The sequence below is a fragment of the Tolumonas auensis DSM 9187 genome (assembly GCF_000023065.1).
Taxonomy (GTDB): Bacteria; Pseudomonadota; Gammaproteobacteria; order Enterobacterales; family Aeromonadaceae; genus Tolumonas; species Tolumonas auensis.
Genome location: NC_012691.1, coordinates 2516555 through 2532626, shown reverse-complemented (window position 1 = coordinate 2532626; position 16072 = coordinate 2516555). Strand labels below are relative to the sequence as shown.

Here is a 16072-nt window from a genome sequence, read left to right as displayed (position 1 = left end):
GCGAACGGAAGTGCAGAGAGAAATGGTGGCTATGACGGGATTCGAACCTGTGACCCTCGCATTATGAGTGCGATGCTCTAACCAACTGAGCTACATAGCCTTTCTTAAATATGGCTGGGGTACCAGGATTCGAACCTGGGTATGACGGGATCAAAACCCGTTGCCTTACCGCTTGGCGATACCCCAACTGAAATACTTAAAATATATGGCTGGGGTACCAGGATTCGAACCTGGGTATGACGGGATCAAAACCCGTTGCCTTACCGCTTGGCGATACCCCAACTGGAATATTTTAATAAAGATGGCTGGGGTGCCAGGATTCGAACCTGGGTATGGTGGAATCAGAATCCACTGCCTTACCGCTTGGCGACACCCCAAAAATGGTGGCTATGACGGGATTCGAACCTGTGACCCCCGCATTATGAGTGCGATGCTCTAACCAACTGAGCTACATAGCCAACACTCGAACAACTCAGCAGGGCTGCTGAACTGTGCGGGGCGCATTATGCGTATATGCGCAGTTACCGTCAACCCTTTTTTATTTAACCTGTTCCGTCTGCTTAAATCTTGCCCGCAATTTAGTGAAACGAACAGCTTATCTACTGGTTTTGCTGCACTTTTAGCCGGATTATTTCAATACATCAGGCGCCGAATGCCTGATGCCAGTCCTGATTAAATTGTGTGATTGCCGCATCAACCGCCGGGCTGCGAATTAATTGTTCTGCAACGTCGATTGGCAGGGTAATACTGGTACATCCTGCCAGCAGACAATCCAGTACCTGACGTGGTGTTTTAAAGCTGGCTGCCAGGATCTGACAATGCGGAGCATGTAATGTCAGTAATTGCTGCAATTCCTGAACACATTTAATGCCGCTGCCGCCCTGCGCATCAATACGGTTTACATAAGGGGCAACATAGCTGGCACCGGCAAGTGCAGCCAGCAAAGCCTGCATCGGGGAATAAACCGCTGTTCCCAAAGTCGTAATATTGCGTGTTTTCAATTGCTGTATCGCTAACAGACCTTCAGCTGTTACCGGAACTTTCACTACCAGCTGGTGATCCAGCGTCTGTAACTGTTCTGCTTCTTTCACCATATCTTCTGCTTTGTCTGCCATGACTTGCGCAAACAATATTTTGTCAGGACCGATAAGTGAGCGTAGTGCCGGCAGAGCCTGAGCTAATGGCTTGCCACCTTTGGCAATAATACTGGGGTTAGTGGTTACACCCTGGATGGGCATAAAGCGAGCCAGTCGTTCAATAGCGTTCAGATCGGCACTATCAAGATAAAATTCCATCGTCTTCTCCTGTGAGTCAGTTTACAGATCTAACTATATAAATATGGATTTTGATTTTTATTGATTTAAATCAAAATAAACTTCGAATGAAAGTATTTAAATGAAAGCGAAAACAAAGCTACAGGATGAATTATGATCTGTAACCTGCAACGTTATGCCACACATGATGGCCCCGGAATCAGAACGGTTGTGTTCCTGAAAGGATGCTCACTCAGCTGCCGCTGGTGTCAGAATCCGGAAAGCCGATCCCGAAGCCTTGATTTGCTGTATGACGAACGCCTCTGCATATCAGGATGTCAGCGTTGTACAAAAAATAACGATTGCTTCCAGAGAAAGGATAGCACTGGTGCTGTACTGATTGTCCGAGAGCAGCTCACAGAATCACTAATGCGCCAGGCTGCGGATGCTTGCCCAAGCGGCGCTATTTCGCTGTGTGGTGAAAGTCTGCAGGCAGAACAGATCATGCAGCAGGTTCTGCGCGATAAAGCATTCTATCAACGTAGTGGCGGGGGAATGACAATCTCCGGCGGTGAACCGTTTATGCACCGGAAAATGGTGCAGCACCTGCTACAAATTGCCCGAGATGAAGGTGTTCATTCGGCAGTAGAAAGTTGTCTGCATGTACCGTGGAATTACATTGAACCGGTTGTTGATCTGCTCGATTTATGGCTGATTGATCTTAAGCATGTCGATGCGGAAAAATTCCTGCAGTGGACTGATGGACAACTATCTTTAATTCAGCAGAACATCCGCAGATTGGGAGAGCATGGCGCCAATGTGGTGTTTCGTGTCCCGATCATTCCTGATTTTAATGATGATGAACCAACGCTGGCTGCCATCATTCAGCAAGCATCTGAGCATTACCGCCAGTTTGGCGGCAGTGGCGAAATTCATTTCCTGCCATATCACACCTATGGCATGCACAAATATCACTTACTTGGGCTCGACTACAACTGTGCCCGGCAACCACTTGAGCGCCCCGAGTTACTGGCTTTTGCGGAACAGCAAGCCAAAGACTGTGGCCTGACTGCGATTCTTAGGGGGTAACTATGACTGAACTGGATCTGACCACACTGACTGAGCGTACGCGTAACCATAAACGCCGTCTTGTTGAAATTGTTTCACCACCAGTCTGTACGGAACGTGCGTTGCATTACACGCAGGCATATAAAGCCAATATTGATAAACCGGTTGTATTGCGTCGTGCGCTGGCGCTGGCGCATCACTTAGAACAACGCACTATCTGGATTGATAATGATGAGCTGATCGTTGGTAATCAGGGTGCTTATCTTCGTGCGGCACCAATCTTCCCTGAATACACGATGGATTGGGTGGTTAAAGAGATCAATGAGTTAGCTGAACGTCCCGGCGCTGGTTTCAGTGTTTCTGAGAAAGATAAAGCGATCATTCATGAAATTGCCCCATTCTGGGCTGGTCAAACGGTACGTGATCGTTGCTATGCGCTGTTTTCAGATGATCAAAAGGCGTTGCTGGACTCAGGCATTATCAAGGCAGAAGGCAATATGAATTCCGGCGATGCTCACATGGCCGTGGATTATGAGCTGGTCCTGCAAGTGGGGATTGCAGGTGTACGGCAGAAGGTCGCTGAACGTCGTCAGCGTCTGGATCTTGCCGACTGGGAGGATCTGCACCGTGAGCAATTCCTGAAGTCTGTGGATATTTCTTTCGGAGCACTGACTGCGCATATTCGCCGCTATGCTGATCTGGCCAGACAAATGGCGTCGACAGAAGACCGGACTGAACGCCGTGACGAGTTACTTAAAATTGCGGAAAACTGCGATCTAATTGCGGAACAGCCACCAAAAACTTTCTGGCAGGCGCTGCAACTTTGTTACTTCATTCAGTTGTTTTTACAGATTGAATCTAATGGTCACTCTGTCTCGTTTGGCCGGATGGATCAGTACCTGTACCACTGGTACCGTCGCGACGTTGAAATGGAACAGACTTTAACCCGTGAACAAGCGATCGAGTTACTGAATGGCTGTTGGTTGAAGTTGCTGGAAGTAAACAAGATCCGTTCTGGTTTGCATTCCAAATCCTCTGCGGGCAGTCCGATGTATCAGAACGTCACGATTGGCGGGCAGAAATTACATCATGGCGAGCCGGTTGATGCCGTGAACCCGCTGTCCTACACGATCCTGGAGTCTTGCGGCCGTCTGCGCTCCACTCAGCCGAATTTAAGCGTGCGTTATCATGCCGGAATGAGCAATGACTTCCTGGAAGCCTGCATGGCGGTGATCCGCTGCGGGTTTGGTATGCCTGCGTTCAATAACGATGAAATTGTTATTCCTGAATTCATCAAACTGGGTGTGGAAAAAGAAGACGCTTATAACTATTCCGCGATTGGTTGTATCGAAACAGCAGTTCCGGGCAAATGGGGCTATCGTTGTACCGGTATGAGCTTCCTTAACTTTACCCGTGTCATGCTGGCAGCGCTGGAGCAGGGGAAGGACGCGACTACCGGTAAAATCTTCCTGCCACAGGATAAAGGGTTATCTCTGGGCAACTTCAATAGTTTCGATGAAGTGATGGCCGCCTGGGATCGTCAGGTGCGCTACTACGCCCGTAAGACGATAGAGATCGATTGCGTCATTGATACCATGCTGGAAGAAAACGCGCATGACATTATCTGTTCTGCTCTGATTGATGACTGTATTGAACGCGGTAAAACGGCAAAACAAGGTGGTGCGAAATACGACTGGGTTTCTGGTTTACAGGTTGGGATTGCAAATACCGGTAACAGTCTGGCAGCTGTCCGTGATTTTGTCTTTGCTGGCAAAGTGTCACAACAGGAACTGGCGGCTAAACTGGCGGATGACTTCGCGGGTGAAGAGGGGGAAGCTTTACGGCAGATCCTGCACAATCGCGCACCTAAATACGGTAATGATGATGATTCAGTTGATGAACTGCTGGTTGATGCATACCAGAGTTACATTGATGAAATCAGTCACTTCCATAACACCCGCTATGGCCGGGGCCCGATCGGTGGTGGTTATTATGCCGGTACCTCATCAATTTCAGCTAACGTACCGTTTGGCGCGGGCACAATGGCCACACCTGATGGCCGTAAAGCGCATACGCCACTGGCTGAAGGTGCCAGCCCGTCGTCTGGTACGGATAGTCATGGTCCGACCGCCGTATTTAACTCACTGGGTAAATTGCCGACTGCCGCCATTCTGGGCGGGGTGTTACTGAATCAGAAACTGAACCCGAACAGTCTGGAACAACCTCGTGATCGTCAGAAACTGATGACATTGTTGCGTACCTTCTTTGAGGTACATAAAGGCTGGCATGTGCAGTACAACATTGTTTCCCGCGAAACCCTGCTGGCTGCCAAGGAACATCCGGATCAGTATCGTGATCTGGTGGTGCGGGTGGCAGGTTACTCTGCATTTTTCACCGCACTTTCGCCCGATACTCAGGATGACATCATCGCCAGAACGGAACATACGCTGGCCTGAGCGTAAATTAAGACTGGTGTTAAGCCCCGCGATGTTTGTGGGGTTTTTTTCGTTTAGCTGAAACAAAAATGCCCGCATTATGCGGGCATTCAGAACTAAAAAAGCTTAGACGTTGAACAGGAAGTTCAGCACGTCACCATCTTTAACGATGTAGTCTTTACCTTCGGCACGCATCTTACCGGCTTCTTTTGCACCCTGTTCACCCTTGTAGGTGATGAAGTCTTCAAACGCGATGGTCTGAGCACGGATAAAGCCTTTTTCAAAGTCGGTATGAATTTTACCGGCGGCTTGTGGTGCGGTGGCACCGACTGGAATAGTCCAGGCGCGCACTTCTTTCACGCCGGCAGTGAAATAAGTCTGCAGATTCAGCAGCTCATAACCTGCGCGGATCACACGGTTCAGACCCGGTTCTTCCAGACCCAATTCCGCCATGAACTCAGCGCGATCTTCTTCTTCCATTTCAGCTAAGTCAGCTTCGATGGCAGCACACACTGGCACCACGACAGAGCCTTCTTTGGCGGCAATAGCACGCACCTGATCCAGATACGGATTGTTTTCGAAACCATCTTCATTGACGTTGGCAATATACATAGTTGGCTTCAGGGTCAGGAAGCTCAGATAGCGGATCACGGCTTTTTCTTCGGCACTCAGATCCAGTGCGCGCAGCATGCCAGCTTGTTCCAGCTGTGGCAGACATTTTTCCAGCACTTCCAGTTCAGCTTTGGCGTCTTTATCGCCGCCTTTGGCTTTTTTCTGGATACGCTGAATAGCGCGTTCACAGGTTTCCAAATCAGACAGCGCTAATTCGGTATTAATGGTGTCGATATCGTCAGCCGGATCAACTTTACCCGCAACGTGGATGATGTTGTCATTTTCAAAACAACGCACCACGTGACCAATTGCTTCGGTTTCACGAATGTTGGTCAGGAACTGGTTACCCAGACCTTCGCCTTTGGACGCGCCTTTTACCAGACCTGCGATATCCACGAATTCCATGGTGGTTGGCACAATGCGTTGTGGTTTGATGATCTCAGCCAGTTGATCCAGACGTGGATCAGGCATAGGAACCACACCGGTATTCGGTTCGATGGTACAGAACGGGAAGTTGGCAGCTTCGATACCAGCCTTAGTCAGCGCGTTGAACAGGGTGGACTTGCCTACGTTTGGCAAACCGACGATGCCGCATTTAAAACCCATAGTGGTTGATTCCTCAATATCAGGCGGTAGCCTTGAAGCTGTGTAAGCGATTCATGGCTTTGGTCATATCATTAGTGAATAGTATATCAGTTGCGCGCACCGCTTCGTCCAGCGCGTCGTCAATCAGTTGTTGTTCTGCTTTTGGTGCTTTGGTCAGCACAAAACCAACAACTTGTTCTTTTGTTCCGGGGTGGCCGATACCTAAACGCAGGCGATGAAATTGATTGTTATTGCCCAGTTTATTGATGATATCTTTCAGGCCATTATGCCCACCGTGGCCACCGCCTTGTTTAAACTTGGCAACACCCGGCGGCAGATCCAGTTCATCATGCGCCACCAGAATACTCTCTGGCGGGATCTGGAAAAATTTAGCCAAGGCGACGACTGATTTTCCGCTCAGATTCATAAACGTAGTCGGGATCAGCAAGCGGACATCTTGCCCGTTGATCTGAATGCGTCCGGTCAGGCCGAAATATTTAGGATCTTCGCGCAGACTGCCGTTGTAACGTTCAGCCAGCGAAGCAACATACCATGCCCCGGCATTATGGCGGGTATTGGCATATTCCGGACCGGGATTGCCCAGCCCGACAATCAGCTGTATTGGTTGTGTCATAACAAACAGTTCCGGCAGATAGAAAGAAAACTGGCCTTTATCAGGCCAGTTGCAGCGGAATGTCTTTACTGGTGCGGACAATGTTGTTCTGGGCATCCAGATAAACCAATCGCGGCTTATGCTGTGCGACTTCATCTTCGGTCATCGGCCCGTAGGCACAGATGATGATGCGGTCGCCCACAGCAGCTTTACGTGCAGCAGCACCATTCAGGGAGATCATGCGGGAACCGCGCTCACCAGAAATAGCATAAGTGGAAAAACGCTCGCCATTTTCAATGTTGTAGATATCAATCGCTTCATATTCGACGATACCGGCAGCATCCAGAAAGTCCTGATCGATTCCACAGGAGCCTTCATAATTCAGTACCGCATGGGTAACACGGGCCTGATGCAGTTTGCCTCGCAGCATGATTCGTTGCATTGCTTTTTCCTTACGTAACTCGGCTTCGGTGTGCCACAGATCACACCAGCGGCGCGACTATAAACTATCTGGTGGTTGCGCGCAAATTGACCACTAAATTATCGATCAAACGAGCTCGATTGCCCAGCCATGCGGCCATCAGAATAACAGCTTCGGTACTTTGTCCGCTCAATGGCAGCAGCGTCTCAGCATCCACAATATCAATTGCATCGGTACGGAAACCAGCCGAATTCAGTTTGTCTGCTGCTTCGGTAATCAGTGCCGGAATAGCAGTTTGCCGTGCTGGCAATTGTTCGCCGATCCAACCCATAACTTTCGCCAGTGTTGGTGCAATAAGGCGTTCTTCTGCGGTCAGGTAACCATTCCGGGAGCTGAGCGCCAGACCATCTTCTGCCCGTACTGTTGGGACTCCGATAATTTCAATCGGCATGGTCATATCACGTACCATTTTACGGATCAGCGCCAGTTGTTGGTAATCTTTCTGACCAAAACAAGCCACATCCGGCTGTACGATATTGAACAGTTTGGTAACGACCGTGCTGACACCGCGGAAATGGCCGGGACGCATGGCACCTTCCAGCAAATAAGAGATCTCCGGAACTTCCACAAAAGTCTGTGTTTCCAGACCCTGCGGATACATGATGGCCGGAGTCGGCGTGAATACAGCCGTTACACCTTCCTGTTCCAGTAATGCACAGTCGTCACTCAGCGTGCGCGGGTAATTAACCAGATCTTCTGCCCGATCAAACTGCATCGGGTTAACAAAAATACTGACGATAACGACATCAGCATGGTTCTTGGCTTCACGCACTAGGGTCAGGTGACCATTGTGCAGATTTCCCATAGTCGGGACAAACGCGATGCGTTTGCCTTGTTGACGATGTTCCCGGATAACGGCGCGCAGGGCGTCGATCTGTTCGGTGACTAACACGATCGGACTTCCTTAATTGAAGGTATGTTCAGCAGCCGGGAATTGGCCGTTGGCTACCTGCTCGACATAGAGCTGGATAGCTTTTCGTACATCTCCCGTTTCTGCCAGGAAATTTTTACTGAATTTAGGGATATAACCGGTTGTTACACCTAATGCATCCTGCATGACTAATACCTGGCCATCAGTTTGCGCACCGGCACCGATACCGATCACCGGAATACGTAATGCTTTGGTGATCCGTTCAGCCAGTTGTTCTGGCACACATTCCAGCACGACCATCTGAACACCGGCGGTTTGCAATGCTAATGCGTGGTGATAAATTTCTTCTGCCCGCTGTGCGTCACGGCCCTGAATGCGGAAACCACCGAACAGATGCACGGATTGCGGGGTTAAGCCCAGATGCGCACAGACAGGAATGCCATTGCGGTTAAGTTGTTTTACGGTGTCGCACAGCCAGTCGCCACCTTCAATTTTCACCATCTTGGCACCCGCAGCCATCAGACGGCCTGCGTTGATGCATGCGGAGTGCACATCGCTGTAACTCATGAATGGCAGGTCGGCAATCAGCAGGGCGTTTTGTACGCCACGGGCTACGTTAGCGGTGTGATAAACCATATCGTTTACTGTTACCGGTAGTGTGTCGTTATGACCCTGAACCACCATGCCCAGCGAGTCGCCAACTAAAATGGAATGAACACCTTCATCATCAAACAGACGGGCAAAGGTGGCATCGTAAGCGGTGATCATGGCGATCTTTTCTCCGCTTTGTTTCATTTTCTGCACCTGGGTCAGGCTGATTTTGCTCATAGCGACTCCTGTGAAACAATAATTAATCCGGTAGGCGGAACAGTGTACTGCGATCACAGGCAGCAACCAGTCCGGCTAACTGACGTCCATCCGGTAATGCCAGCTGTGGTGCTATGTCAAATAACGGCACCAGTACGAAAGCCCGCTGAGTCATACCGTAATGAGGGACGGTCAAACGTTCATCCTGAATAATCTGCTGTCCATACAAAAGTAAATCCAGATCCAGTGTCCGCGGACCCCAGCGCTCATCTTTACGCTCACGCCCTTGTTCCAGCTCAATGCGTTGCAATTCATCCAGCAGTGCATGGGGGGCCAGCGATGTATTCAACCGGGCTACGGCATTAATGTAGTCCGGCTGATCCTGTGGTCCCATCGGGGCTGAGCTATACAGCGGAGAACAGGAGACCAGTTCACTTGCCGGTAGCTGCTGCAGCGCTTTAATCGCCCGCAAGATCTGCACCCGGGGTTCAGTCAGATTAGCCCCGAGAGCAACAAAAACCTCAGTCATGGCGACGCTGGCCGGATTGCTGCGGATAACGACGACGGCGGTGTGGTCGTTTGCGCGGCGCATGTTCTTCGCTCTGAGGTTGTTCAACAGCAGCAGTAGTTGCCGTGGCCGTACGTGCCGGGCGGGCATGCGTATGTTCCGGACGGATAAAGTCATGTGTCTGCTGATAATCCTGCCACCAGGCGACGATATCGCGCAGACGTGGTTCAACATGCGCCCGTAATTCGAGGAAATCGAAAGCGGCACGGAATTTTGGCTGGGCAAACAGTTTTTCGGCCCGCTTGCCGGAATAGCGCGGCAGACGTTCCTGCAGCAACCAGATTTCCCGTACATCGCTGGTAAAACGACGTGGAATGGCAACCCTATGGATCTGCTGTTCAATCGCTTCGTTCATCGCCATCTGCATGGAATCCAGATAGGGCAGATTGCTTTCGTTGCTGATTTCACGCTGACGCATTGCCACTACACCCCACAGCAGGGTGGCATAGAAGAATGTCGGGGTAACCGGCTGTTCGGTTGCTACCCGCTTATCTGAGTTCGCTAATGCTTTTTCCAGGAAGCGCTCATAGGCTGAATTATTATCCGGTGTCAGCAGTTTTGCCGCTTGCGGGAACAATTGCTGGAACAGACCGAATTTACGCAGTAGCTGATAAGTGCTGAGCGCGTGCCCTGCCAGGAACAGTTTGATGGTTTCCTCAAACAGACGGGCAGACGGAATATCCTGCAGCAGAGGGGCGAGCCGGGAGATCGGTTCAGCACTGCGGTCACTGATGGTCAGGCCCAGTTTTGCGGCAAAGCGAACGGCACGCAGCATCCGTACCGGATCTTCCCGGTAGCGGGTTTCCGGATCACCGATCAGTTCCAGCTTACCTGCAGCCAGATCATTCAGTCCGCCATGGAAATCATGCAGTGAAAAATCTTTGATGTTGTAATACAGCGCGTTCACGGTGAAGTCGCGGCGTTCTGCGTCTTCCTCGATGGTGCCGTACACGTTATCGCGCAGCAGCATACCTTCTTCGGATTGTTCAGCAATATTTTTGCTGGTGTTAACCTGATGGTGATGTCCGCGGAAGGTGGCAACTTCGATGATATCACGGCCAAATACGATATGAGCCAGTCGGAAACGGCGTCCAATCAGGCGGCAATTATTAAATAATTTACGGATCTGTTCAGGATGTGCGTCAGTGACCACATCAAAATCTTTCGGTATTTTTCCCAGCAATAAATCACGCACCCCGCCACCAACCAGATATCCCTGATAACCGGCTTTATGCAGACGATAAAGCACCTTCAGTGCGTTTTCACTGATCATGCTACGAGAGATGCTGTGTTGGTCCCGGGTTAAAATACGTCGTGGTGAGCCTGAGCTGACAGCCGTTTTTTTCTCGCTGACAGCGCGCTGACGCTTTGGCGCAGCGGGTTCAGTCGGGGTTGTTTTTGGCGTCGCTGGTGTCTCTTCTTTACCAAGCACTTTGCGATACAAATTGGCGATATGGGAAAAAATAGTACACCTCGGAATTTCTGACACAAAAAAAGAGCGGGCGGTATGATAGCGCACCCCAGCGTAAATGCGAACATCGGGGCGGCCTGATCATGCTTTTTTCAGGTGGCACGGTAATTTATGGCGCTGATCCTGCTGCCTGACACACTTTTACCACCATTAACATGCAGACTACCATCCTGGGCCGGTCAGGGGTTGTTCAATTATAAGTAATGGAGAAAATATGAACATCTGGCGTTGGATTGTATTAGCCGCTGTGATTGTTGTCGTCGGGTATCGTTTTTCCTTAAATGAACAGAAACAACCTGCTGCATCAGTAAAGAAATCAACGCAGGTCGTGGTGGCGCCGGTAAAAAGAGAAGATTTTAAGGCTGGCTGGCAAGCTGTCGGGCGTGTTGTTGCGAAATCGTCGGTGGAACTGAAGCCCCGGATAGAAGGCCAGATCTCGAAAATTTTCTTTAACGAGGGGGCTTCGGTCAGCGCAGGACAAGTACTGATTGAGCTGGATGACAGTGATTACCGCAATAAATGGCAGCAGGCAAAAGCGGTTCTGCAGCAGGATCAGGCTTTGTTGAAAAAAGCGCAGGCTGATTTGAGCAGAGCGAAAGTATTGCTGCAGAAAAAGTTTGTATCTGAAGCAGATATGAATGGTTATCAGGCTGCCGAACAATCGGCTGCCGCACAGGTAAAACAGGACGAAGCCAGTCTGGCTATTGCGGCCCGTAATCTGGATTACACCAAAATCAAAGCACCTTTCAGTGGACGTACCGGCGCACATCTGGTTTCTGCCGGTGCCACCGTGCAGGCATATAACACCATACTGACTACGCTGAATCAGCTGGATCCAATATCGGTCAGTTTTACCTTACCGGAAAAATATCTTCCTGATTTACAGGAATCATTACGTACCGGTGCACTGGATGTCACCGCGCAGATTAACTCCGGCACAGCGGTCGAACAGCGTCACGGCTCGGTTACTTTCCTGGATAATAACGTTGATAGCAGCAGTGGCACGATCACACTGAAAGCCGACTTTGCCAATCCGTCAGGCGACTGGTTACCCGGGCAATATGTTACGGTGCAGATGGCAGCACGAACCTTAAAGCAAGTGCTGGTTATACCGGGAAAGGCGTTGCAGCAGGGACCGGAAGGATTGCAACTGTTTGTGGTTGATAATGGGATTGTACAGCGGATCATGGTTGAAGAACTGGCCGCAAACGATGGCTGGAGTGCAATTCAGGGTGAATTACAACAGGGTGATCTGGTGGTCACCGAAGGGCAATTCCGGCTGAATGATGGTTCACCGGTCAGTATTGCTTCAACTACCAAATCCGGAGCGGAGTAGAGATCATGCAACTCTCGATGTTATCTATCCGCCGGCCGGTGATGACTTGCCTGCTGATGGCATTCTTTACGCTGTTTGGCATTCTGGCTTACCGGGCATTGCCGGTCAGTGAATTACCGCAGATCGACTTTCCGACTATTAACGTCACAGCCAGTTTGTCAGGGGCGTCACCGGAAACGATGGCTTCGGCGGTCGCAACACCACTGGAAGGGCAGCTGGCGACCATTTCCGGTATCGATAACATTAGCTCCTCGAGTTCTCAGGGTATCACCCGGATCACGCTGCAATTTGATCTCGACAGAAATATTGATGCGGCAGCGCTGGATGTGCAGAGTGCGCTCAGCTCCGCACAACGCAAATTGCCCCAGAACATGACGTCATCGCCGTCGATGCGTAAATCGAATCCGGCGGATGCTCCCGTTTTTCTTATTGCGTTGCACTCTGATAGCTTGCCGATTTCTACGGTGACTGAGTATGCCGAAAGTAAGCTGGCACAATCACTTTCTATGCTGCCCGGAGTAGCGCAGGTTTCGGTATATGGTTCGAAACCTTACGCGGTTCGTATTCAGGCTGATCCGGATAAACTGACCGCCCATAATCTGGGACTGGATGAGCTGGCCACCGCGGTTGCGGATAATAATGTTAATCAGCCACTGGGTGATTTGGACGGTGAATTCCGTAGCTTAAGTCTGAAGAGTAACGGACAGCTTAAAAATGCAGCCGCATACCGTAAGCTGGTCGTTGCTTACCGCAATGGCGCGCCGCTTTATCTTTCCAGTATCGCGAATGTGCTGGATAGTGAGGAAAATACCCGTGTTGCCAGCTGGTTTATTGATAAGCCAGGTATCATTCTCGCGGTACAGCGGCAGGCGGGTGCCAATACGATCAGCACCGTTGATGCTGTACGTCAGGCGTTACCTCAATTTCAGTCGATCCTGCCTGATTCGATCCAGATGGATATCTTATACGATCGCAGCGAGTCGATCCGCGCCTCTATCCATGATGTGCAATTTACCTTGTTACTTTCCTGTGCGCTGGTCGTACTGGTTATCTGGTTATTCCTGCGTAATCTGTCTGCAACCGTGATCCCGGCACTGGCTGTGCCGCTGTCAGTATTAGGTGCGGTGCCGGTAATGTATTTACTGAATTACAGTTTGGATAACCTCTCTTTGCTGGCTTTGACTCTTGCGGTCGGTTTTGTGGTCGATGATGCTATCGTGATGATGGAAAATATCGTCCGCCACATGGAGCAGGGCATGGGGGCGATGCAGGCAGCAAGGAAAGGGGCCCGGGAGATCGGTTTTACCATCTTGTCGATGACGCTGTCGCTGATTGCCGTGTTTATTCCTCTTCTGTTTATGGGCGGGTTGATGGGGCGTCTGCTGCATGAGTTTGCGGTCACCATTAGTGCTGCCATTGCAGTATCAGGTCTGGTTTCGTTAACACTGACACCGATGCTCTGCAGCCGGGTGTTACGGGCGGAACAAACAACCGCAACGCAGGGTCGGTTGTCTCAATGGCTGGAGCGAGGTTTCAGCACATTAACGGAAAGTTACAGCGTGTCTCTGGTTGCCGTTCTGCGTCATCCCCGCTGGGTGATGTTCACTTTTTTTGTCAGCATGGCATTAACGGTGCTGCTGTATCAGCAATTGCCAAAGGATTTTTTACCGAGCACAGACAGCGGCCAGATCACTCTGACCACCAAAGCGGCACCGGATACTTCTTTTGCAACCTTATCCCGCATGCAGCAGCAGGTTGCTGAAATCGTGAAGGCGGATCCCAACGTTGCTGCATTTATGTCGTCGGTTGGCAGTACTGGCCCGAATGGCAGTGCCAACGGTGGATCCATGACGATCCGGCTGGTTCCGCGGGAGCAGCGTCTTTCCGCTGATCAGGTGATTGCTGAACTGCGGCAGAAGGTGAACCATATTCCGGGGCTCAGCGTCTATCTGCGTAATCCGCCGTCGATTCGTATCGGCGGCATGTCGACGGCATCCGAATATCAGTTCACCGTCCAGAGTAATGATTTTAATGAACTGACGCAGTGGCATGATCGTTTCCTTACGGCAATCAGAGCGATTCCGGGGCTGCGTGATGTGACCAGTGACCAGGAGGTCGTTGGTGCCGGTCTTTCCGTGGCCGTAGATCGCGATAAGCTTGCCAGCTACGGATTGACGTATAGTCAGGTTGAAACGGCACTGCAGAGTGCATTTGCCGCACGTCAGGTGTCTACCATTTATGCTGATACGGATCAGTATGCTGTGATTCTGGAAGTATTACCGGAACGGCAGCAGCAGGCTGCAGATTTAAGCCGGATCCGGGTACGAAATAATGATGGTGTCCTGATCAGTCTGGATACTGTCGCCAGTTTCAAACGTCAGCCCCAGACGCTCACTGTCAATCATCTGGGGACATTACCCGCAGCGACTATCTCTTTTAATATGAGTTCCGGAATGGCGCTTGGCGATGCCTTAAAAGCGTTGGATCAGGTAAAAGAAGAACTGCTTCCGCCAGCCTCAGTAGTCACCAGTTTGCAGGGCAGTGCTGCCGCATTTGCCAGTTCGCAATCCGGCATGATGGTGTTGCTGGTTCTGGCTTTGCTGGTGGTCTATGGTGTGCTGGGAATGCTGTATGAGAGTTTTGTACATCCGCTGACTATTCTTTCCGGCTTGCCCTCGGCGGGTCTGGGGGCGTTGCTGACACTGTGGTTATTCCAGTTTCCGGTCACACTGTATGCCTTTGTCGGCATCCTGTTGCTGATTGGCATCGTGAAGAAGAACGCCATCATGATGATCGATTTTGCACTGGATCGGGAGCGGGATGGGATGACGCCGGATGATGCGATACATCAGGCTTGTCTGGTGCGTTTCCGGCCGATCATGATGACCAGTATTGCCGCTCTGGCTGGCGCGTTACCGATAGCGCTGGGTTATGGCGCCGGCGCTGAATTACGTCAGCCACTCGGTGTTTCGATCGTCGGCGGATTATTGCTGTCGCAGATTGTCACGCTTTATCTGACACCGGTTATTTATCATTATCTGGCACCATGGCACGCTAAGCTGAATTTCCGCTCTTAATGATGATGAACACTGGCTGCTGTCGGCACCAGCGATAACTGCCAGTGTTTTACCGCCCATTTCAATAATGCTTCTGCACTCATATCAGCGGCCTGTTCCGGCAGCGGCTGGCCCAAAAAGGCCAGAGCCCGGCACAGCGTTGCAGCCACCGGTAATTCTTCAATCGATGGTGCATGGTTTTGTTTTGACAGTTTCAGACCATTATCCTGCAGTGCCAGTGGCAAATGCAGCCAGTCCGGTACTTTCCAGCCGAGTTGCTGATACAAGGTGATCTGCCGAACCGTCGGATCCAGTAAATCAGCGCCCCGCACCACTTCGGTAATGCCACTGTCGGCATCATCAATTACGACCGCCAGATTATAGGCAAATAAACCATCCCGGCGTTTCAGGATAAAATCTTCGCTGGCGAGATGCGGTTCAACTTCTACCAAGCCTAACAATTGATCATGAAAGGAGAGGCAAGGAGCATCGACTTTCAGACGTACGGCAGCATTCTCCGGCGGATAATGCCGGTCACGGCAGGTGCCGGGGTAGAAACCACCAGCAGCCTGGATCTGTGCCCGGGTACAGTGGCAATGATAGGTTTTTCCCTGCCGGTATAAGTCATCCAGTACAGCCTGATAGCGTTCATGGCGCTGACTCTGATACATCACCGCACCATCCCAGTACAGGCCGAATTGTTCCAGTGTACGTAAAATACCTGCAGCCGCGCCGGGTTGTTCACGTGGCGGATCGAGATCTTCGATGCGTACCAGCCAGCGTCCTTGTTGTGAACGGGCACGCAGATAACTGCCAACTGCAGCAATCAGAGAACCGAAATGTAACGGGCCTGATGGGGAAGGGGCAAAGCGTCCGATATAAGTCATAGCGTCAAGTTTATAAAATAACAAAAGGG

At 50.8% G+C, this 16072-nt stretch carries 13 protein-coding genes and 5 tRNA genes; 4 read left to right on the top strand and 14 right to left on the bottom strand.

The genetic code is table 11. From position 1 onward, the window contains the following. Positions 1-23 precede the first annotated feature (23 nt). From TOLA_RS11740 to fsa, 6 genes are all read right to left on the bottom strand, one after another. A tRNA-Met gene (locus tag TOLA_RS11740) sits at positions 24-100 on the bottom strand. Positions 101-111: 11 nt separating this feature from the next. Continuing rightward, positions 112-186 (bottom strand) — tRNA-Gln (locus tag TOLA_RS11735). Positions 187-206: 20 nt separating this feature from the next. Then, positions 207-281, bottom strand: a tRNA-Gln gene (locus tag TOLA_RS11730). 21 nt (positions 282-302) lie between these two features. Next, positions 303-377 (bottom strand) — tRNA-Gln (locus TOLA_RS11725). A gap of 4 nt (positions 378-381) precedes the next feature. Further along, positions 382-458, bottom strand: a tRNA-Met gene (locus TOLA_RS11720). Between the two features lie 183 nt (positions 459-641). Beyond that, positions 642-1295, bottom strand: coding sequence for a fructose-6-phosphate aldolase (gene fsa / locus TOLA_RS11715; protein WP_015879374.1), 654 nt, complete (start codon positions 1293-1295; stop codon positions 642-644). A gap of 132 nt (positions 1296-1427) precedes the next feature. Here fsa and TOLA_RS11710 point away from each other — a divergent pair, with 132 nt between their 5' ends. Next, entirely contained in the window at positions 1428-2342 is a 915-nt protein-coding gene (locus TOLA_RS11710; RefSeq protein WP_015879373.1) for a glycyl-radical enzyme activating protein, read from the top strand. Between the two features lie 2 nt (positions 2343-2344). Continuing rightward, complete coding sequence (locus TOLA_RS11705) at positions 2345-4777, top strand: formate C-acetyltransferase/glycerol dehydratase family glycyl radical enzyme (protein ID WP_015879372.1); 2433 nt, start codon at positions 2345-2347, stop codon at positions 4775-4777. 105 nt (positions 4778-4882) lie between these two features. On the opposite strand, the gene ychF is transcribed toward TOLA_RS11705, so the two are convergent. From ychF to pcnB, 7 genes are all read right to left on the bottom strand, one after another. After that, entirely contained in the window at positions 4883-5974 is a 1092-nt protein-coding gene (gene ychF, locus TOLA_RS11700) for a redox-regulated ATPase YchF (protein WP_015879371.1), read from the bottom strand. Positions 5975-5993: 19 nt separating this feature from the next. Then, entirely contained in the window at positions 5994-6587 is a 594-nt protein-coding gene (pth, locus tag TOLA_RS11695) for an aminoacyl-tRNA hydrolase (protein WP_015879370.1), read from the bottom strand. Between the two features lie 40 nt (positions 6588-6627). Further along, positions 6628-7008, bottom strand: a complete 381-nt coding sequence (gene panD / locus TOLA_RS11690) for an aspartate 1-decarboxylase (RefSeq protein ID WP_015879369.1) — start codon at positions 7006-7008, stop codon at positions 6628-6630. Positions 7009-7072: 64 nt separating this feature from the next. Further along, positions 7073-7939, bottom strand: coding sequence for a pantoate--beta-alanine ligase (gene panC, locus TOLA_RS11685; protein WP_015879368.1), 867 nt, complete (start codon positions 7937-7939; stop codon positions 7073-7075). A gap of 12 nt (positions 7940-7951) precedes the next feature. Continuing rightward, entirely contained in the window at positions 7952-8746 is a 795-nt protein-coding gene (gene panB / locus TOLA_RS11680) for a 3-methyl-2-oxobutanoate hydroxymethyltransferase (protein ID WP_015879367.1), read from the bottom strand. Positions 8747-8768: 22 nt separating this feature from the next. Continuing rightward, entirely contained in the window at positions 8769-9254 is a 486-nt protein-coding gene (gene folK / locus TOLA_RS11675) for a 2-amino-4-hydroxy-6-hydroxymethyldihydropteridine diphosphokinase (protein WP_015879366.1), read from the bottom strand. Then, positions 9247-10773, bottom strand: coding sequence for a polynucleotide adenylyltransferase PcnB (gene pcnB / locus TOLA_RS11670; protein ID WP_041609873.1), 1527 nt, complete (start codon positions 10771-10773; stop codon positions 9247-9249). Before pcnB ends, folK begins: the two co-directional genes overlap by 8 nt. Before the next feature lie 205 nt (positions 10774-10978). Here pcnB and TOLA_RS11665 point away from each other — a divergent pair, with 205 nt between their 5' ends. Beyond that, positions 10979-12100, top strand: a complete 1122-nt coding sequence (locus TOLA_RS11665) for an efflux RND transporter periplasmic adaptor subunit (protein ID WP_015879364.1) — start codon at positions 10979-10981, stop codon at positions 12098-12100. Between the two features lie 5 nt (positions 12101-12105). Next, complete coding sequence (locus TOLA_RS11660) at positions 12106-15177, top strand: efflux RND transporter permease subunit (protein ID WP_015879363.1); 3072 nt, start codon at positions 12106-12108, stop codon at positions 15175-15177. Here the strand turns inward: TOLA_RS11660 and gluQRS are convergent. Beyond that, positions 15174-16043 carry a tRNA glutamyl-Q(34) synthetase GluQRS gene (gene gluQRS / locus TOLA_RS11655; protein ID WP_015879362.1) on the bottom strand — a complete coding sequence of 290 codons (870 nt, stop codon included), beginning with the start codon at positions 16041-16043 and terminating at the stop codon, positions 15174-15176. The two genes, TOLA_RS11660 and gluQRS, sit on opposite strands and share 4 nt — an antisense overlap. Positions 16044-16072 lie beyond the last annotated feature (29 nt).

What these genes read in the sequence shown, in the direction of transcription:
- fsa (WP_015879374.1), bottom strand. Translation starts at nt 1,295, where the DNA reads ATGGAATTTTATCTTGATAGTGCCGATCTGAACGCTATTGAACGACTG.
- TOLA_RS11710 (WP_015879373.1), top strand. Translation starts at nt 1,428, where the DNA reads ATGATCTGTAACCTGCAACGTTATGCCACACATGATGGCCCCGGAATC.
- TOLA_RS11705 (WP_015879372.1), top strand. Translation starts at nt 2,345, where the DNA reads ATGACTGAACTGGATCTGACCACACTGACTGAGCGTACGCGTAACCAT.
- ychF (WP_015879371.1), bottom strand. Translation starts at nt 5,974, where the DNA reads ATGGGTTTTAAATGCGGCATCGTCGGTTTGCCAAACGTAGGCAAGTCC.
- pth (WP_015879370.1), bottom strand. Translation starts at nt 6,587, where the DNA reads ATGACACAACCAATACAGCTGATTGTCGGGCTGGGCAATCCCGGTCCG.
- panD (WP_015879369.1), bottom strand. Translation starts at nt 7,008, where the DNA reads ATGCAACGAATCATGCTGCGAGGCAAACTGCATCAGGCCCGTGTTACC.
- panB (WP_015879367.1), bottom strand. Translation starts at nt 8,746, where the DNA reads ATGAGCAAAATCAGCCTGACCCAGGTGCAGAAAATGAAACAAAGCGGA.
- folK (WP_015879366.1), bottom strand. Translation starts at nt 9,254, where the DNA reads ATGACTGAGGTTTTTGTTGCTCTCGGGGCTAATCTGACTGAACCCCGG.
- TOLA_RS11665 (WP_015879364.1), top strand. Translation starts at nt 10,979, where the DNA reads ATGAACATCTGGCGTTGGATTGTATTAGCCGCTGTGATTGTTGTCGTC.
- TOLA_RS11660 (WP_015879363.1), top strand. Translation starts at nt 12,106, where the DNA reads ATGCAACTCTCGATGTTATCTATCCGCCGGCCGGTGATGACTTGCCTG.
- gluQRS (WP_015879362.1), bottom strand. Translation starts at nt 16,043, where the DNA reads ATGACTTATATCGGACGCTTTGCCCCTTCCCCATCAGGCCCGTTACAT.